This window comes from Leisingera sp., from assembly GCF_982940295.1.
Genome location: NZ_CEYXRG010000011.1, coordinates 79,870 through 98,711, shown reverse-complemented (window position 1 = coordinate 98,711; position 18,842 = coordinate 79,870). Strand labels below are relative to the sequence as shown.

General features: G+C 64.5%; 16 protein-coding genes. 7 read left to right on the top strand and 9 right to left on the bottom strand.

The features are described 5' to 3' along the window. Positions 1-2: 2 nt before the first annotated feature. From AC4HIX_RS11980 to AC4HIX_RS11945, 8 genes are all read right to left on the bottom strand, one after another. Positions 3-1,346: a Na(+)-translocating NADH-quinone reductase subunit A gene (locus AC4HIX_RS11980; RefSeq protein WP_475053584.1), complete on the bottom strand. Its 1,344-nt coding sequence runs from the start codon at positions 1,344-1,346 to the stop codon at positions 3-5. 357 nt (positions 1,347-1,703) lie between these two features. Further along, positions 1,704-2,828: a mandelate racemase/muconate lactonizing enzyme family protein gene (locus AC4HIX_RS11975; RefSeq protein ID WP_475053582.1), complete on the bottom strand. Its 1,125-nt coding sequence runs from the start codon at positions 2,826-2,828 to the stop codon at positions 1,704-1,706. After that, the gene (locus AC4HIX_RS11970; RefSeq protein WP_475053580.1) at positions 2,825-3,919 is read right to left on the bottom strand and encodes an alcohol dehydrogenase family protein; all 1,095 of its coding nucleotides are present in this window, start codon (positions 3,917-3,919) and stop codon (positions 2,825-2,827) included. Before AC4HIX_RS11970 ends, AC4HIX_RS11975 begins: the two co-directional genes overlap by 4 nt. A 97-nt stretch (positions 3,920-4,016) precedes the next feature. Then, a complete protein-coding gene (locus AC4HIX_RS11965; RefSeq protein WP_475053578.1) occupies positions 4,017-4,256 on the bottom strand; it encodes a hypothetical protein in 240 nt (79 codons plus the stop codon). A 3-nt stretch (positions 4,257-4,259) separates the two neighbouring features. Next, positions 4,260-5,711, bottom strand: coding sequence for an aldehyde dehydrogenase family protein (locus AC4HIX_RS11960; RefSeq protein WP_475053577.1), 1,452 nt, complete (start codon positions 5,709-5,711; stop codon positions 4,260-4,262). Then, positions 5,708-6,862, bottom strand: a complete 1,155-nt coding sequence (locus AC4HIX_RS11955; RefSeq protein WP_475053576.1) for an aromatic ring-hydroxylating oxygenase subunit alpha — start codon at positions 6,860-6,862, stop codon at positions 5,708-5,710. Before AC4HIX_RS11955 ends, AC4HIX_RS11960 begins: the two co-directional genes overlap by 4 nt. 95 nt (positions 6,863-6,957) lie before the next feature. Continuing rightward, positions 6,958-7,872, bottom strand: a complete 915-nt coding sequence (locus AC4HIX_RS11950) for a LysR substrate-binding domain-containing protein (protein ID WP_475053575.1) — start codon at positions 7,870-7,872, stop codon at positions 6,958-6,960. A 167-nt stretch (positions 7,873-8,039) separates the two neighbouring features. After that, positions 8,040-8,990 carry a GlxA family transcriptional regulator gene (locus tag AC4HIX_RS11945; protein ID WP_475053574.1) on the bottom strand — a complete coding sequence of 317 codons (951 nt, stop codon included), beginning with the start codon at positions 8,988-8,990 and terminating at the stop codon, positions 8,040-8,042. A gap of 211 nt (positions 8,991-9,201) precedes the next feature. Here AC4HIX_RS11945 and AC4HIX_RS11940 point away from each other — a divergent pair, with 211 nt between their 5' ends. From AC4HIX_RS11940 to AC4HIX_RS11925, 4 genes are read left to right on the top strand one after another with little or no spacing between them, the layout of a single operon-like run. Further along, positions 9,202-9,912, top strand: coding sequence for a GntR family transcriptional regulator (locus AC4HIX_RS11940; protein WP_475053571.1), 711 nt, complete (start codon positions 9,202-9,204; stop codon positions 9,910-9,912). Positions 9,913-9,920: 8 nt separating this feature from the next. Beyond that, on the top strand, positions 9,921-10,838 hold the full coding sequence (locus tag AC4HIX_RS11935; RefSeq protein WP_475053569.1) for a dihydrodipicolinate synthase family protein: 918 nt from the start codon (positions 9,921-9,923) through the stop codon (positions 10,836-10,838). A 3-nt stretch (positions 10,839-10,841) separates the two neighbouring features. After that, positions 10,842-12,341 (top strand): aldehyde dehydrogenase, encoded by a 1,500-nt coding sequence (locus tag AC4HIX_RS11930; RefSeq protein ID WP_475053568.1) that lies wholly within the window; start codon positions 10,842-10,844, stop codon positions 12,339-12,341. Continuing rightward, positions 12,338-13,678, top strand: a complete 1,341-nt coding sequence (locus AC4HIX_RS11925) for an NAD(P)/FAD-dependent oxidoreductase (RefSeq protein ID WP_475053565.1) — start codon at positions 12,338-12,340, stop codon at positions 13,676-13,678. The genes AC4HIX_RS11930 and AC4HIX_RS11925 overlap by 4 nt, the downstream gene beginning before the upstream one ends. Positions 13,679-13,710: 32 nt before the next feature. On the opposite strand, the gene AC4HIX_RS11920 is transcribed toward AC4HIX_RS11925, so the two are convergent. Beyond that, positions 13,711-15,132 carry a homospermidine synthase gene (locus AC4HIX_RS11920; RefSeq protein ID WP_475053564.1) on the bottom strand — a complete coding sequence of 474 codons (1,422 nt, stop codon included), beginning with the start codon at positions 15,130-15,132 and terminating at the stop codon, positions 13,711-13,713. Between the two features lie 216 nt (positions 15,133-15,348). Between AC4HIX_RS11920 and AC4HIX_RS11915 the strand changes: the two genes are divergently transcribed. From AC4HIX_RS11915 to AC4HIX_RS11905, 3 genes are all read left to right on the top strand, one after another. After that, the gene (locus AC4HIX_RS11915) at positions 15,349-15,933 is read left to right on the top strand and encodes an ANTAR domain-containing response regulator (protein WP_475053563.1); all 585 of its coding nucleotides are present in this window, start codon (positions 15,349-15,351) and stop codon (positions 15,931-15,933) included. Continuing rightward, entirely contained in the window at positions 15,930-17,108 is a 1,179-nt protein-coding gene (locus AC4HIX_RS11910) for a CmpA/NrtA family ABC transporter substrate-binding protein (RefSeq protein WP_475053560.1), read from the top strand. Before AC4HIX_RS11915 ends, AC4HIX_RS11910 begins: the two co-directional genes overlap by 4 nt. A 268-nt stretch (positions 17,109-17,376) precedes the next feature. After that, positions 17,377-18,744 (top strand): CmpA/NrtA family ABC transporter substrate-binding protein, encoded by a 1,368-nt coding sequence (locus tag AC4HIX_RS11905; RefSeq protein WP_475053557.1) that lies wholly within the window; start codon positions 17,377-17,379, stop codon positions 18,742-18,744. Positions 18,745-18,842: the final 98 nt, after the last annotated feature.

Genomic DNA, 18,842 nt, shown 5'->3' with positions numbered 1-18,842 from the left:
GCTCAGCCCTCCTTTTCAATCTTGGTCAGGCAGTCGCGCAGCGCCAGCCCGTATTCGTACTTGGCCGGGCAGGCAAAGCCGACGAGGCCCATGTCCTCTTCATCCAGCTCCAGCGCACCCAGCTCCTGTGCGGAGTCGGTGTCCATCACCAGCAGCGCGCGCAGCAGCTGCGTCGGAAGGTAGTCCTGCGGCATCAGCCGCTCGAAGGTGCCGGTGGGCACCATCGCCCGGCGGCCGCCGTTGAGGTTGCTGGTCAGGTTGAACAGCTTGCGGCTGAGGGCAGAGCCCAGCACCGGCTGCACGGCGTATTTGCCGGGCATCGGGCGGATCCAGCCCATCGGGATCTGCTCGCGGTCTTCCTCGATGATCGCGACCTGGCGGGCAAAGCGGCCCAGATAGGCCAGCGGCCCTGCCGCCTGGCGGCCGGACAGGATCGAACCGGAGATCACCCGCACCGGGCCGTCAACGGCGATCTCGCCGCGGGTCAGCTCCTCGGTAGAGGCGCCCGTCACGGTGCGGACCAAACGGGGGCTGCGCGCAGCGGGACCGGCGATGGCAACCACGGTGGAGGGGTCCAGGTGGCCGGTCAGCAGCAGGCGGCCGATGGCGATCACGTCCTGATAGGACACGGTCCAGACCTGATCGTCAGCACGGACCGGATGCAGGAAGTGGATGTGGGTGCCAGCCAGGCCCGACGGATGCGGCCCGTCAAAGGCAGCAGCTTCCACACCGGCAAGATTGGCACCGGGGATGCTGTCGCCTGCCTTCTGGCACAGGAAGGTGGTGCCGTCGGTCAGCAGGGTAATCGCCTTCAGGCCCGCCTCGAACGCCTCGGCAGCGTCATTGATGATGACCGCGGCATCAGCGGCCAGCGGCTCGCTGTCCATCGCGGTCACGAAAATCGCTTCGGGCTTGGACCCCGGCTGCGGCATCTTGGAATAGGGACGGGTGCGGAACGCGGTCCACAGACCGGCCGCGCACAGCTTGGCGGTCAGGCCCTCAGCCGTGCCGGCATCGCCAACGGCGGAGAAATCGATGCCCTTGTCTTCGGCATCCGAAATCTCGATCACCACGCTTTGCAGAACACGGCGCGCACCGCGGTTGATCGCCACGACCTTGCCGGTCATCGGCGCGACCATCACCGCGTCTTCCGCGTCCTTGTGGCAGAACAGCGGCGTGCCGCGCTGCACGTCCTCGCCTTCCTGCACCAGCATGCGGGGTTTCAGACCCAGATAGTCGGGGCCCAGCACGGCCACCGAGGTGATGGCGGGGCCTTGGTGGATTGTCTGTTCCGGTGCGCCTGTCACCGGCAGATCCAGCCCCTTTCTCAAGTTAAATGTCTTCATATTTGCGCTACGTCCCTCCAAGGCCGAATCCCGTGGCGGTTCTTACCCCGTTCCGGCAGCGGCGGCAAAGAAAACGCACAAAACGCCGTTTTCCGCACATCCGCACAGCCTGTCCTGATTTCCGGCGCACTCGAATCAAATTCGGCACCGATTGGCAAGGCTGTGGCCCTGCCTGTATCTCAAATTCCTGTGCATAGCGCGGATTTGTCAGCCTGTTGGCGCTCACGGGCCTTGGGAAACCGTCAAAGCAGGCGGGCGGAAACGGCAACGCCGTTCCGGCAGGCGCCGCTAAAGCGGGCCTGTGTGCCTGCCTGGCTCAACGGTGCGTTGAAACTGATTCTACCAAATACTGCGTATTCAGGCGTCCCAGACGGCCTGCGGTTCGCCCATCAAATCGCGGTCAACGGTGATCCCCAGCCCCGGCGCATCCGGCACCAGCACGCCGCCGTCCATTACGGCTGCGTCGAACTCTGCCGTTTTCAGCGTCACCATATCGCGGCAGTCCAGAATGCAGCGCAGCGACCTTTCCGGCACCGTCGCGCCCAGATGGGCGATGGCCGAAAACGCCACCACCGATCCGACGGTATCCTGCACGCTCACGGTCGCGCCCGCGGCCAGGCACATGTCGCGGTGCCGACGCCCATGGGTCAGCCCGCCCGCCTTGGAGATCTTGAGGCCGATACCGTCGGCCACATCCTCCGCCAGCATCAGGGCGACATCCTCATCCTGCTGCACCAGCTCATCCAGGATGATCGGCACGGTGCAGCGCTTGCGCAGCGACATCGTCTCGCGCCAGGTCTTGCAGGGGGCCTCCATCACGAAATCCAGCCCCTCCGGCAGCATCCGCAGCATCCGCAGGGCGGTTTCCGGCGTCAGCCCGCCATTGGCATCGACCAGGAAGAACTCGCCCGGTTGCCGGTCGGCCAGCGACGCGCGGATGCGCTCGGCGTCCAGCGCCGGGCCGCCCTCGGCATCAAGCGCGCCGATCTTCACCGAATGGCCCAGATAGCCCATCTCGCGGTGCTGAGCGACACGGGCGCGCATGTCCTCGGGTGAGCCTGCATAGATCGAAGAGATCACCGGCAAGCGTTTCCCGGTAGAGCCGCCCAGCAGCTCGCAGACCGGCATGTTCACCGATTTGCCGAACAGGTCCCAGCAGGCCAGATCAATTGCGGATTTGGCATGATTGTGGCCCAGCAACGACTCGTCCATCGCCTCGTTGATGCGGTCCATCTGCCGCGGGTCGCGGCCCAAGAGATAGGGCGCAATCTCGGCGATGCCCGCGCGTGCGCCCAGGGCGTGCGCGGCGATATAAGTGGAGCCGAACGGCGTGCTCTCGCCCCAGCCCTCGAGGCCCGTATCGGTGGTGATCCGCACAAAAGATGCATCAAAGCTGCGGTACTCCCGCCCGCCTGACAACTTGTAGACGCCGCCGGAATAGGGCAGATCCAGTTGATAAAGCTCGATTTTCTTGATCTTCATGCCTCAACCTCCGGGATCATCAGCACCAGCTTGCCGGTGTGCTTCTTGCTCAGGAAGTCCTCCTGCGCCGTTGCAATCTCGCTCAGCGGGTAGGTCTTGGCGACCAGCGGGCGGATTTCCCCGGCTTCGATGTAGGAGATCAGATTGGCGAACACCTCATCCTCCTGGAAGGTGCAGCCCATCAGGGTCAGATCCTTGAGGTAGAGCGTGCGCACGTCGATCTCAGAAATCGGCCCGGCGATGGCACCGGCGGTGGCGTAACGTCCGCCGCGCCGCAAAACGTCCAGAAAAGAGGGCCACTGCGGACCGGCCACCAGGTCCACCACCACGTCGATGGACCCCTCGCCCAGCTCCTTCACCAGGTCGGCGTTGCGGTCGACCACCCGGTCGGCCCCCAGCGCCAGGACCTCCTTCGCCTTGGCGGCGGAGGACAGCGCAATCACTGTGGCCCCGCGGCGTTTGGCCAGTTGCACAGCAGCAGAGCCGACGCCGCCCGAGGCGCCGGAGATCAGCACGGTTTCGGCGCCGAGGCCCACCCGGTGCAGCATGTTCTCCGCCGTGGAATAGGCGCAGGGGATCGAGGCCAGCTCCGCATCGGACCAGTCGCAGTTCACCGCGTGGGTTTCCCGCGCAGGCGACACCGCGAACTGAGCAAAGCCGCCGTCGCATTCGCTGCCGAAGGTCCAGCATTCATGGGGGCGGTAATCGACGTAAGTTCGCAGCATGTTGCGCACCAGAACCCGCTCGCCGATGCGGGCGGGGTCAACGGTCTCGCCCACCGCGGCGATATAGCCGCAAGCGTCGGCACCTTGAATGCGGGGAAATTCCAGCGGCTTGCCGGACCAGCTGGCGTCGTCGTCGTTGACGCTGTCAAAGCCGGTGGCGCCGCCGGCGTTGGTGTCGGCGTCCACCGCCTTGGAGTACCAGCCGATACGGGTGTTGATGTCAGTGTTGTTCATGCCCGCCGCCGCAACGCGGATCAGCACTTCACCTGGGCCGGGCTGCGGCACCGGCACGTCGGTGCGGTAGTCCAGTTTCTCGATGCCGCCGTGGCCGGTCAGCAAAACCGCTGCCATTTTCTCCGGGATCATGCCCCTGCCCTCCCCTTTCAGAATTAGATTGGCCGGCCCTCCCCTGCCGGCCAAAACAGGCTGCTGTCCCCGCGGGGACAACGGCCTGAAACTTGTGTCACAGCTCCAGCGGATGCGCCCGGCCGCGGTCCGCCAGGCGGCGGTTCAGCTCGCGGGCTTCCGGCAGCCCGGCCTCCAGCGCAAAGACAAAGGCGTGGGTCAGGTAGAAGCAGGCGGCGTCGATATTGCCCGCCGCCTCCGCCATGTCACCGGCCAGCGTGTAAAGCCGGACCAGCTCTTCGCTGTTCTTGTCTTCATGCGCCTGCAAAAGCGCCCGGTCGAGCTCTGCGCGCTCCATCGCTCAGCCCTTCAGCGAGATCGCGATGTTCTTGGTGCGCACATAATTATAAAGCGCCTCCAAGCCCTTCTCGCGGCCGAAACCGGATTTGCCGACGCCGCCAAACGGGGTGGAGATGCCGCCCGCGAACCATTCGTTCACGAACACCTGCCCCGCCCGCAGACGGTTCGCGACGCGATGCGCCCGCGCCAGATCGCGGGTGAAGACACCGGCCACCAGCCCGAACTCGGTGCCGTTTGCCATGGCAATCGCTTCCGCCTCGGTGTCAAACGGAGTGAAGCAGGTGACGGGGCCAAAGATTTCTTCCTGCGCCACGCGCGCGCCCGGGTCCACATCCGCCAGAATGGTAGGCGCCATGAAGTAGCCTTCGCGCTCCAGCCGGGCACCGCCTGAGGCCGCGCGGGCGCCGCTTTGGCGGGCCGTAGCGGTGAGGGTTTCGATTCCGTCGAGCTGACGGGCAGAGATTACCGGCGTGAGTCCGGGGTTTTCCAGCCCGTGGCCGACGCTGAGGCCACCCGCCAGCGCTGCGGCGCGTTCGACCGCCTCGTCATAGATCGAGCGGTGCACCAGGACCCGCGACATGGCGGAGCAGACCTGGCCCGCATTGTAGAAGATGCCGCTTTGCAAGGAGGACATCAGCGTGTCCAGATTGGCATCCTCAAACGCCACCGCCGCGGACTTGCCGCCCAGCTCCATCAGCGCGGGCGTCACCGGGTTGGCGGCGGCGCGCAGGATGGCCTGGCCGGTTGGCACCGAGCCGGTGAAGACGATCTGATCCACCGCCGGGCTTTCGACCAGCCGCGCGCCGAGTTCAGAGCCGATGCCATTCAGGATAGACACCGCCCCCGCGGGGACCTCAGCGCGTTCCAGTGCCACACCCAGCATGGCGAGCGCCATCGGGTCCAGCTCGGGTGATTTGATGATCACCGAGTTACCAACCGCCATCGCAGGCGCCAGTGAGCGCGCCGCAATCGACACCGGGAAGTTCCACGGCACGATCTGCGCGGAAACGCCGTAGGGCTCATAGACCGTAAAGTCAGCGTAATCGGGGCCGAGCGGGATCGACTTTCCTTCGATCTTGTCGGCCATGCCGCCGTAGTATTCGAAATACTGCGCGGCCTCTTCGAATTCATCATGCGCCGCGCTGAGGCTCTTGCCGCTTTCCCGGCACAGAAGTTCAGCACCCTCGTCGGCAATGCCCCGGATCTCCGCCGCGATGCGCTGCATGAGCTGGCCGCGCTTGGCGGGTTTCATCGCCGACAGATCGCCGCGCTCGAAACTTGCCCGCGCCGCTTCCAGCGCCTTTTCCAGGGTTTCCTCACCCGCCAGCGCGCAGTCACCCACGTGGCTGCCGTTGCCGGGATCCTCGACGGCCATGCGCGCACCGCCGTCGCCTTCGACCCATTCGCCGGCCAGGAAATTCCTGGCCAGCCCGTCTTTCAGGAAAGACCTCATGCCTCGCGGCCTTTGGTCACCTGATCGGCCACCCAGGCGTGGAAGTTGTGGGTCGGACCGTCCATCGCCGGCGAAAAGCGGCCGCCGTCGAACAGCTCGCCGTGGCGGCCTTTCTGCATACCCTCGACGACAAAGACGTCTTCCTCGAACACAGTCTTCCACAGTTTCGCGTTTTCGGTGCGCAGGTCTTCCAGCTCCGGCGTGTCCTCGTTGGACTTCGCGTAGTAGAGCTCGATGTGCTCGACGGTGTTTTCGGTGTCGACCGGCTCCAGGATGATCGCGAACGCATGGTCGCGCTGCACGCCCAGCAAGACGTTCGGATAAACCGCGGTGTATTCGCCGCCCTCATCCCATTTGCTGCTTAGGCCCTCGAAATCCGGGAACAGCTCGCCGTTTTCGCCCTTCAGCTGGCGGTAGACCAGGGTGCCTTGGCCGGAATACTTGCCCGGCACCTCGATGTTGTAGTGGTCTTCCAGCCGGGAATAGCTGTTGAGACCCGGATGCACCCACGGCAGGTGGTAGCTTTCGCAGTAGTTCTCGACCGCCAGTTTCCAGTTGGTTTTGACTTCCAGCTTGAAGCCGGAGTCTTCACCGCCGTGGTGCACCGGGGTCTCGAATTCCTTCCAGCGCTCCAGCAGGTCGGCGTGGGCCTCCTCGAATTCCGGAGCGGTGCCGTCGACGTTCACGAACACCACATCGCGCCAGACATAGGAGCGGATGCGCACCAGGCCCAGTTCGTCCAGCTTGATGTCTTCATGCTTGTTGTTGCCGGGGCCGCCGACATGCGGGGTGGAGACCAGGCGGCCATCGAGGCCATAGCACCAGCTGTGATAGGCGCAGCGGATGGCGCCGCGGATCTTGCCCGGCTTGTCGACCAGGATCATGCCGCGGTGGCGGCAGGTGTTCTGAAAGACGCCGACTTCGCCGTCCTTGTCGCGCACGATCAACAGCGGCATGCCCAGGAAATCCACCGGCTTGGCATAACCCGGCTCCGGCACATCCTTGCCAAATCCGATGCCGGACCAGTTCTTGAACAGGACTGAGCGTTTTTCTTCGGCAAAGACGGCGGGGTCGATGTAATGGGCGTTCGGCAGGCCGTTGGCCACGTTGACCGGAGCCATAACCGGGGCAAGCGTGTCATGCTTGTTCATCTGGGTCTCTCCAAGGCAGGAAATAGATGTGCGCGTTTTGCGCCATTGAAGGGAGAGAGCGGATTCACTCAATATCAGGAATTTTCGCGCTGGGATTAGCTGGATTCACCTGAACTTCGATTGACCTCGTCAATGACCCAATTGCGAAGCAATCGGGCGGATTCCGACAGTTCTGCGTCGGGGCGGCCCACCAGATGGAAGCCATGCGGCGCGGCCAGAACATGCGGGCCGATCGGCACCAGCTGGCCGGTGGTCAGCAAGGGGTGCAGCAGCCGCTGCCAGCCCAGCACCAGCCCGACCCCGTCCTGCGCCGCCTGCAGCGCCACCGCGTAGTTGTTGACGCGCACGCCCGGCGCGATGGGACCGTCATAGCCCAGCTGCTGGAACCAGTCCGCCCAGGTCGTCCAGCTCTTGTCGTCGGACTCCAGATGCAGCAGCCGCTGCTGCGCCAGTTCCTCCAGCGGGCAGCCGGTGAGCTTGTCCGCCAGTTCCGCGTTGCCGACCGGCACCAGATGGTCGCGGTAGAGTTCGGTCTGCTCCACCCGGGTATCCCGTTCACGCCCGTAACGGATATAGAAATCCACATCCGGTACGCTGCGCAGGGGCCGGTCGTTGACGATCTGGTTGACGTTCACGTCCGGGTGCTTGCGCCAGAACCGCACCACCGAGGGCGACAGCCACAGAGAGGCGACGGCGGAGGTGGAGCCGATGGTCACGGTATCACCAGTCTGCCGGTCGCGGATGGTTTTCAGGCTGAGCGAGATCTTGGAGAACGAGGATGCCAGGGTTTCAAACAGCGCCTCGCCTTCCTCCGTCAGTTCCACGCCGCGGTGTTTGCGCTGGAACAGCGGCACCTGCAGCTCTGCCTCCAGCGCCTTCACCTGGTGGCTGACGGCGCCGGGGGTGACAGACAATTCCTGCGCGGCGTTCTTGAAGCTGAGGTGCCGGGCGGCGGCCTCGAATGCGGCCAGAGTGGTGAGCGGCGGCAGGTTGTAGTGGCGGCGGGACATCTGCGGCTCCTGGCATGTGGCTCGGATGAAAGGGCTTCATTCCAATATGGGAAATGCAGCTTTGAAGGCCAGCAAAGATTTCGCCCCAAGCCCGCCGTTTTCATTCGATGAAAACGGCCATGAAAAAACGATTTTTCATGGCCGGAAACCGCGCCGGTTTCCGGCTCCTAGCCGATCCGGCCGCGTTGCAGCATCGGGGTTACGTTAAATGCTGCCTTATACACCCGCGAGAAATGGCCCGGGCTGTCAAAGCCACAGGCCAGTGCCACATCGGTCACCGAGGCCTCGGTCTGGATCAGCAGGTTGCGGGCGCGCTCCAGCCGCATTTCCATCGAGTATTTCTTGGGCGAGGTGTTCAGGTATTTGCCGAACAGCCGTTCCAGCTGGCGGGTGGAGATGCCGATATCATCGGCGATGCGGGCGGGTGAGATGGGATCGCTGATGTGATCCTGCATCATGTGGATGGCGCGGGCCAGGTGCGCGTTGCGCATGCCGTTGCGCGATTGCAGCGAGACCTTCTGCTCCGCCGTGGCATTGCGCACCGCGTTATAGACCATCTGATCTGCCACCGCGACGGCCAGGTCATAGCCGTGGCCGCGCTCGATCAGATGCAGCATCAAATCCGCCGTCGCAGTGCCGCCCGAAGCCGTCACGTGCTTTTCATCCGCCACGAACACATTGCGCACCAGGTTCACCTCGGGAAACGCCTCCATGAAGCTGTCGTGGTATTCCCAGTGGATTGCCGCCTGCATCCCGTTCAGGAATCCCGCTTCGGCCAGCACCCAAGCGCCGGAGCACAGCGCGCCGACTGGTGTCCCCCGCGCCCTCTCCCGGCGCAGCGCCGCCAGCAAGGGTTTGGTGACATGGTTGCGCATGCGGATGCCTGACAGCGCAAACAGCCGGTCGCATTTCGGGATCGCGTCAAAACCGTAATGCACCAGCGTAACCGAGCCGTTTGAACAAGTCGCGGTCTCGCCGTTCTCCGATCCGAACGACCAGTCATACAGATCCTCGCCGCTGACCAGGTTTGCAATGCGCAGGGGCTCCACCGCGCAGGAAAACGCAAGGTGGGAGAACTCCTCCACCAGCAGAAAGGCAAAATGCTGTGTTTTAGACATGGGACTACCGCCTGACAAGTAACGCTGGGCGGGCCTGGCTGCACAGCCCTGCGGCCCGGACAGGCTAAGCCTCCCGCCCTGCCGGCCGCAAGTGGTGAGCACCCGCAGTTTGCACACACCATATTTTTTCTGTGTACACAATATGTATTTTCGTGTCATAGAGGCCGCGAACAGACGAATCCGTCCCGCAGCAGCGGCAGGAGAGATCCCCATGAAAGACGCCTCAAAGAACCGGAAGGCTGCGCTCTACAGCCGCCTGAAGACCGCAATCATGACGCTGGAGCTGCGCCCCGGCGCCGATCTGGACGAGGCGAAGCTGTCCGAGGAGTCTGGCCTGTCGCGCACCCCGCTGCGGGAGGTGCTGCGCCAGCTGGCGGGCGAGGGATATGTGGATCTGCGCGAAAACCGCGGCGCGCGGGTCAGCGAGATGTCGCATATGACCCTGCGCGATTTCTTCCTGGCCGCGCCGATGATCTATGGCGCGGTCATGCAGCTGGCAGCCAAACACGCCACGCCCGCGCAAGTCTCGGCGCTGAAAGCCGCGCAGGAGGCGTTCAAGGCGGCACTGCGCACGGGCTCCAGCGCCGACCGGGCGATGGCCAACAACCGTTTTCACGAGATCACTGGTGAAATGGCGGACAATATCTATCTGCTGCCGTCCTTCCAGCGGCTGCTGATCGACCATGCCCGCATCGGCATGACCTTCTACCGCCCCCAGGACGCCCGGATGGCGGAAAACCTGGATGAGGCCAGCAGCCAGCACGACACCATCATCGCCGCCATCGAAGCGGGCGACGAGGCGGCGGCGGGCCAGCTGGCAATTGAGCATTGGAACCTGTCACGCGACCAGATCGAGCTGTTCGTCATGCCCGCCGGGCTGGACGTGCCGCTGGGCACAATCGCGCGCAAAACCCCTGCATGAGGACGCAGATGACCCCTATTTTCAAGTTCGAAGGGATCTACACCCCTGTGGTGACACCCCACTTTGAGGACGGCAGCGTCAATTGGGACGCGCTGGCCGATGTCATCGAATATCTGATCGACGCCGGTGTGCACGGGCTGATCTCCGGCGGCTCCACCGGCGAGAACTATGCTCAGACCGTGGAAGAGCGCGTGGCCCTGGCCCGCTTCACCCATGAACGGCTGAAGGGCCGCCTGCCGCTGGTGGTGGGCACCGGGGCGATGCTGACCAGCGATTCCATTGCGCTGGCGGAAGGCGCCAAGGAGATCGGCGCGGATTCGATCCTCTTGGCCTCGCCCCCCTACTCGGTCCCGACTGACCGCGAAAACGCGCTCAATGCGTTGGCCATCGACAAGGCCGCGGATCTGCCGGTGATGCTCTATAACTACCCGCACCGCACCGGCACCATGATGGGCGAGGAGTTCCTCGACCGCGTCGGCCGTTCCCGCAATTTCTGCGGCATCAAGGAAAGCTCCGGCGATATCAACCGGGTGCATCTGCTGGCGCGGGACTATCCGCATATCCAGCTGGGCTGCGGCATGGACGACCAGGCGCTGGAGTTCTTTGCCTGGGGCGCGCCCTTCTGGGTTTGCGGCGGCTCGAACTTCCTGCCGAAGGAACACGTGGCGCTCTATAATGCCTGCGTGATCGAGGGCAATTTTGCCAAGGGCCGCCGGATCATGTCGGCAATGATGCCGCTGATGCGTGTCCTCGAACAGGGCGGCAAGTTCATCCAGACCATCAAACACGGTGTCACCATGAACGGCATCGATGCCGGTGCCATGCGCGCGCCGCTGAAGGGGCTGAACAAGGACGACAAACGCGCGCTGGAACAGGTCGTGCGGGTGCTGAAACAGAAAATCGCAGATATCGAGGCGGAGGGCTGATCCATGTCGCTGCTTACACAGGACGAATACAAATCCATCGCCGCCAATCTGGACCTGCCCACGGGCGCGTTCATCGACGGCAAATTCTGCCCGGCCGCGTCCGGCAAGACGTTCGAGACCGTGAATCCGGCCACCGGCGAGAAACTGGCCGACATCGCGTCCTGCGGCGCCGCGGATGTTGATGTCGCGGTTGAAAAGGCGCGCGAAGCCTTCGACGATGGCCGCTGGTCCCGCCTGCACCCGTCAGAGCGCAAGGACGTGCTGATCCGGCTGTGCAAGCTGATGACCCGCAACGCCCATGAGCTGGCGGTGACGGAAAGCCTGGATTCCGGCAAGACCATCTATGACTGTGAAACCGTAGACGTGCCGGAGACCATCCACTGCCTGAAATGGCATGCCGAAGCCATCGACAAGATCTATGACCAGGTGTCGCCCGCCTCCGACGATCACATCGCCATGGTGGTGCGCGAGCCGATCGGCGTGGTCGGCCTGGTGCTGCCCTGGAACTTCCCGCTCTTGATGCTGGCATGGAAGATCGGCCCGGCGCTGGCCGCAGGCTGCTCCGTGGTGGTGAAACCCGCCGCCGAGACCACCCTGACCGCGCTGCGGGTTGCGGAACTGGCAATGGAAGCGGGCCTGCCCCGCGGTGTGCTGAACATCGTGCCCGGCGGAGGTGCAGAGGTGGGCGAACCCATCGGCCGCCACATGGATATCGACATGGTGTCCTTTACCGGCTCCACCGTGACCGGCAAGCGCTTCCTGACTTATTCCGCGGAAAGCAACGCCAAGGAGGTGGTGCTGGAGATGGGCGGCAAGAACCCCGCCATCGTCATGGACGACGCCGAGAACCTGGACCGGGTGGCATCGCATATCGTGAACGGCGCCTTCTGGAACATGGGCGAGAACTGCTCTGCCTCCTCCCGCCTGATCGTGCATAAGGATGTGAAGGCAGAGCTGCTGGAACGCATCGCGCATCACGCCAAAGCGTGGAACGTCGGCGACCCGCTGGACCCGGAAACCCGCATGGGCGCGCTGGTGTCTGCCGCGCATTTCGACAAGGTTTGCGGCTATCTGGAGCAGGCCGACAACGTGGTGCTGGGCGGCAAGGCGCATGACGGCGCATTTGTCGAGGCCACGGTCGTCGAGGTGCCCGGCAACGACACGGTGCTGGCGCGCGAGGAGATTTTTGGCCCGGTGCTGTCGGTGATCGAGGTTTCCGGCTTTGACGAGGCGATCCGCATCGCCAATGAAACGCAATACGGCCTCTGCGCTTCGATTTTCACCGCCAACGCCAAGCGCGCGATCCGCGGTGCCCGCGCCATCCGCGCAGGCACGGTGACGGTGAACAGCTTTGGCGAGGGCGATATCTCCACCCCCTTCGGCGGCTACAAACAGTCGGGCTTTGGCGGCCGCGACAACTCTGTCCATGCCCACGACCAGTACACCCAGCTGAAAACCATCTGGATCGACCTGGCCGACGACGCAGACGAGGCCGTGGATTGACCGCGTACACCGCCCAGCGTCTGCCCAAGCAGACAGGGGCTGCGGGATGGAATGCCATCCTGCCGCCCCAGGCCCCCTTGCCGGTGCTGGACTGCGATCTGACCGCCGATGTCACCATCATCGGCGGCGGGTTCGCGGGGCTGTCCGCCGCCCGCCGCCTGCATCAGCTGGACCCTTCGCTGAAGGTGGCGGTGCTGGAAGCCGGCCGCTTTGCCGAAAGCTCCGCCGGGCGCAATTCCGGGTTCATGATCGACCTGCCGCATGATCTGGCCTCCGACAATTACGCGGGAGCGGGGCTTGAAGCGGACAAGGCTGCCATCGCCATGAACCGCAAGGCCATCGCGTTTGCCAAAGACGTGGCCGAAGACTGCGCCCTGCCGCAGGAGATGTTTGATCCCGCCGGCAAGATCAACGCCGCCGCGACCAAGGCCGGCGACAAGCACAACCGCGATTTCGCCGCCCATCTGGAGCGGCTGGGCGAACCGCATACGCTTCATTCCCAAGCGGAAATGCAGGCGCTGACCGGCAGCCCGCATTACACCTCCGGCCTTTATGCGCCCGGAACCGTGATGATCCAGCCCGCGGCCTACGTCAGGGCATTGTCCAGCCATCTGGCCGGGCAGGTCAGCGTGTTCGAAAACTCCCCCGCCACCGGGTTTGAGAAACAGGGCAACGGCTGGCTGGTCCAGACGCCAAAAGGCCGGATCTCCACCGGCGCGGTCATCCTCGCCAACAACGGCCACCTTGAAAGCTTCGGCTTCTACCAGCGCCGCCTGATGCACATCTGCCTCTATGCCTCGATGACGGAACGGCTGACGCCGGAGCAGATCGGGCGGCTGGGCGGTGAATCCCGCTGGTCGGTCACGCCGGCGGATCCGATGGGCACCTCGGTGCGGCGGATTTCCGGGTCTTACGGCGACCGGATCCTGATCCGCACCTGCTCCAGCTTCCACCCGACAATCGAGACCAGCGACGTGCGCCTGCGCAACGCGGGCTGGGTGCACGACCGCAAGTTCAAGGAGCGGTTCCCGCAATTGGGCGGCGTGCGGATGGAGCACCGCTGGGCCGGGATGCTGTGCCTTAGCCGCAACGGATCGGCGGCGTTCGGGGAGCTCGACCAGGGCGTCTATTCCACCTGCTGCCAGAACGGCCTCGGCATTGCCCGCGGCACCCTGCAGGGCATGGGCATCGCCGAGTTGCTGGTGCAGGGCGGCTCAGACATCGCCAGCCACTTCCTGGCCCAGCCGGTGCCGCCGAAGCTGCCGCCGGAACCCTTTGCCTCGCTTGGCGCCAATACCTACCTGGCGTGGAAGGAATGGCGGTCAGGCAAGGAGTAGCGGGGGCATCCTGCCGGATGCCCCCGGCGGGATCAGCTCGCCAGCACGTTGCGGAACAGCCAGGGATCGCTTTCGTCGATGTCCTCGGGGAACTGCACCCAGCGGTCTTGCAGCGGCGTCCAATCGGTATAATGCGCCTCGACCGGGCCAAGATAGGGCCGCTGCACCTCAAGACAGCGGGCATGGTCCATCTCGTCCGTCTCGACAATCCCGGCCTCGGGATTTTCCAGGGCCCAGACCATGCCGGCCAGCACTGCCGAGGTGACCTGCAGCCCGGTTGCGTTCTGATAGGGCGCAAGATCGCGGGCCTCCTCATTCGACAGCCGTGAGCCGAACCACAGCGCGTTCTTTTCGTGGCCATAGAGCAGCACGCCAAGCTCATCGATGCCTTCGATGATCTCGTCCTCAGTCAGGATATGGTGCCGCTCCTGCTGCTGGCCCGAGCCGAACAGCTCATGCAGGCTCAGCACCGCGTCGTCGCAAGGGTGATAGGCATAGTGGCAGGTCGGGCGGTATTCGGGATCGGCGCCCGCGCCCACGGTGTAGTAGTCGGCGATCGAGATCGCCTCGTTATGGGTGACCAGAAAGCCGAACTGCGGCCCCGGTGTCGGGCACCAGGTGTGCACCCGGGTGATTGCGCCCGGGCGCTCCAGCCAGATGGCGGCTTGGCAGCCGGTGTCCTGCCGGTGCCCGTTCTCGGGGAACCAGGTCTCGTGCGTGCCCCACCCCAGTTCGGCGGGCTGGAAGCCTTCGGCGATAAACCCCTCGACCGACCAGGTGTTGACGAAAGTGCCCCTGGCGCGCGGCACCCGGCGGGCCTGGGTATCCCGTTCGGCGATATGGACGCCCTTGACGCCAAGCGACTGCATCAGCCGCGCCCAGCCCTCTCGGCTGGCAGGCGTCTCAACCTCGCGGCCGGTATCGCGGGCCAGCGTCAGCAGCGCTTCCTTGACGAACCAGCTGACCATGCCGGGGTTGGCACCGCAGCAGCTGACCGCCGTCGTGCCACCGGGATTGCGCGCCTTTTCATCCCTGACCGCCTGCCGCAGCGCGTAATTTGTACGGGCCGCGTTGTCGGTGGTGCCGAAGTAGTATCCGGCCCAGGGTTCCACCACGGTATCGATGTACAAAACGCCGAGCTCCCGCATGAAGGTCATGAGTTCGAGCGAGGACGTGTCCACCGACAGGTTGACGCAGAACCCTTTGCCCTCGCTGAACAGCCCGCCCAGGACCTCACGGTAATTTTCCGGCGTCAGCGAGACCTGCAGATGGTTGATCTTGTGCTGGCGCAGGAAATTTGCCTTGGCGGCATCTGGCTCGATGACCGTGAGCTTGGAGGCGTCGAAATCGAAATGGCGCTCGATCAAGGGCAGCGTGCCTTTGCCGATCGACCCGAAGCCGATGATGACGATGGGACCGTCGATCCGGCCATAGATGGGATAGTCTTGTGCCATAAGGGTCTCCTCGCAGAATCGGGCGCTGCCGCCAGTATGGGCCAGCTGGCGGAAATCCGGGTGCGAATAATGCGCTTGGAGCCTTTCAGCAGCTTTACGTCCGCCGCCGGAAGTATCGGCAGCCTGCCTAATAATTGGGCACAGCCGGGCGGTACGCCGTCCGCGCGCCCTGGCAGGCCTTTACAGATTGCACGCCCCAAGCCGATGTACTGGCTCATGCCTGATGCCCTGTCCATCATCGTCGTCGAAAGCGACCGGGAACGCGCGTTCATGATCGTGGACGGACTGCGGGAAGCCGGGGAATTCGATATTCAGGTGATCTCAGAGCCATCCGGCCTTGCCCGCCAGATACAGGTCCGGGACCCGGACGTCGTGCTGATAGACATCGCAGACCCCTCGCGCGATGTGCTGGAAGAGCTGACATTGGCCTCCGGTCCAAAGGAGCGCCCGGTGGCGATGTTTGTCGACCGCAGCGCGGAAGGGCTGTCCGCGGCCGCCGTCGAGGCAGGTGTCTCCGCTTATGTGGTCGACGGGCTGCAGCCTTCCCGGCTGAAGCCGGTTCTGGACGCCGCCATCGCGCGGTTCCGGATGTTCCACCGGATGCGCACCGAGCTGGCCGAGGCCAAGCGGGCACTGGAAGAGCGCAAAGTGATCGACCGCGCCAAGGGCATGATCATGAAGGCCCGGGGCATCGAAGAGGATGCGGCCTATGCGCTGTTGCGCAAGGCCGCGATGGACCAGAACAAGCGCGTCGCAGAGGTGGCGCAGGCGCTGGTGACGGCGGCGGGGCTGCTGGCATGAGCCTGACGAGGATCCCTGCCGGTTATGTCCCGCTGACGGATGCCGCGCCGCTGATTGCCGCACAAGAGATGGGGTTTGCCGCGGAAGAGCGGCTGACGCTGGATTTGCACCGCGCGCCGTCCTGGTCGTCGCTGCGGGACATGCTGGCCTTTGGCCAGGTGGATGCCGCCCAGATGCTGGCCCCGGTGCCGGTGGCGGCGGCCATGGGCCTGGGCGGTGCCAGCGCGCAGTTTTCCGTGCTGTCAGTGCTGTCCATCAATGGCACCGTTATTGGTGTCAGCAGCAGGCTGGCCCGCAAAATGGCGGCTGCGGGTTACAGCTTTTCCTTCGGCGATGCAGTTGCCGCCGGGCGGGCTTTGGCTGCCGCCTCCGGCGGGGAGCTGCGGATTGGTGTGCCCTTCCCCTTTTCCATGCATGCCGAGCTGCTGGCCTATTGGCTGGAAGGGCTGGGGCTGAGCACATCTCAGGACATCATAATCCGCACAGTGCCGCCGCCGCTGATGGCTGACGCACTCCGGCGCGGCAGCATTGACGCCTTCTGCGTCGGCGAGCCCTGGGGGTCCATCGCTGTCGAGCAGGGCGAAGGCGCGCTGCTGCTGCCGGGCCGGGCCATCTGGTCCTGCGCGCCGGAAAAGGTGCTGGCCGTCCGCAGCGATTGGGCCGAAACGGAACCCAGCCTGTCCGGCCGGCTGATCCGGGCGCTGTGGCGCGCAGGGCGCTGGCTGGCCGATCCCTCCTGCCGCGGTCTGGCCGCGGAAATTCTGTCCGCCCGCCATTATCTCGACCTGCCCGCCGAAATCATCGAGCGCGGCCTGCTGGGCAAGTTCACTGTGACCGCGCAGGGGCTGCAGCGCGAAGCGCCTGGCTTTGTCGGCTTTCATGACGGTTCCGCCGGCTTTCCCTGGCGCAGTCAGGCCCAATGGATTGCGCTGCGGCTGGCGAAACGGAACGGCCTGGATCCGCAGACCGCGCTGAAAAAAGCGGCGCCTGTGTTCCGCAGCGATTTGTACCGCACCGCCCTGAGCGGCACGGGCGCGGAGCTGCCGGCAGCATCGTCCAAGCTGGAAGGCGCGTTGGACGCCGGAACGCTGGCCGCCGGAGAATCGGACCCGGCCGCCTTGCTGGAAAACCGGTTCTTCGATGGCCGCGTTTTTGATCCCTTGGCCGCCGGCTGATGAAAAATCAGGCAATCTGCTGAACACCAATGCTGCAATGCAGAATTTCTCGCTGCATCAGCAAAGAACCCTTTGGCGCCGGGCCGCTCTTCCTGCACACTGAACCCAGACAGGCAATGGCGCCTGACAAAAAAGTTTTTCCCGACGACCGGGTTTCACTGAGCAAAGCCGCTCGACCCACCGCCACTCCTCCCGGCGGTGCGCGTCAGCGGCTTTTTTTCTGTCCGGGCGTCTGCCCCGGACGCAGCAAACAAAGGAAACCAACCCGATGAAGACCCTGATCCTTGCCCTCGCAGGCTCCACCGCCCTGACTGCCCCGGCACTGGCTGACATGCTGGAGCTGGAAAAGGACGTGCTGACCTTCGGCTTCATCAAGCTGACCGACATGGCGCCGCTGGCGGTCGCCTATGAACAGGGGTTCTTCGATGACGAGGGGCTGTTTGTTACGCTGGAGGCGCAGGCCAACTGGAAGGTGCTGCTGGACGGGGTGATCGACGGCACCCTGGACGGCGCCCACATGCTGGCGGGACAGCCGCTGGCCGCCACCATCGGCTATGGCACCGAGGCGCATATCATCACCCCCTTTTCGATGGACCTGAATGGCAACGGCATTACCGTCTCCAACGAGGTCTGGGAGATGATGAAGCCGAGCCTGCCCACCGACGCTGACGGCAAGGTCTCGCACCCGATCTCCGCCTCCCATCTGAAACCGGTGATCGAGGACTTCAACGCCAGGGGCAAGCCGTTCAACATGGGCATGGTCTTCCCGGTCTCCACCCACAATTACGAGCTGCGCTACTGGCTGGCCGCCGGCGGCATCAACCCCGGCTACTACAGTCCCGAGAACGTGACCGGCCAGATCGCCGCCGAAGCCTTCTTGTCGGTGACCCCGCCGCCGCAGATGCCCGCCACGCTGGAGGCCGGCACGATCTCCGGCTACTGCGTGGGCGAGCCCTGGAACCAGCAGGCGGTGTTCAAGGGCATCGGCGTGCCGGTGATCACCGACTACGAACTGTGGAAGAACAACCCGGAAAAGGTCTTTGGCATCACCGCGGAATTTGCCGAGGAGAATCCCAACACCACACTGGCGGTTGTCAAAGCGCTGATCCGCGCGGCGATGTGGCTGGATGAAAACGATAACGCCAACCGCCCGGAAGCGGTGGAGATCCTCAGCCGCCCCGAATACGTCGGCGCCGATTACGATGTGATCGCCAATTCGATGACCGGCACCTTCGAATATGAGAAAGGCGACACCCGCGCGGTGCCGGACTTCAACGTGTTCTTCCGCTACAACGCAACCTATCCGTTCTATTCCGACGCGGTCTGGTACCTGACCCAGATGCGCCGCTGGGGCCAGATCGCCGACCCCAAGCCCGACAGCTGGTTCGATGAGGTCGCCCGCTCTGTCTATAAGCCGGAGATCTATCTGGAAGCGGCCCGGCTGCTGGTCGCGGACGGCCTCGCCGATGAGGCGGACTTCCCCTGGGAGAGCGACGGCTACAAGGCCCCTACCCCGCCGGAGGATGTGATTGACGGCATCCCCTATGACGGCCGCGCGCCGAACGCCTACCTCGACAGCCTGCCGATCGGCCTCAAGGGCAGCCAGACCGTCGTTGGCAACGCCGTCCAGGGCTGAGCCCGGACGGGAGGGCGGGCGGGGCGAGGCTCCGGCAGGAGCGAGCGCCGTCCCCCTCCCCCGCATCAGCCAACCCAGCAAAACGCCAAGGTGAGACC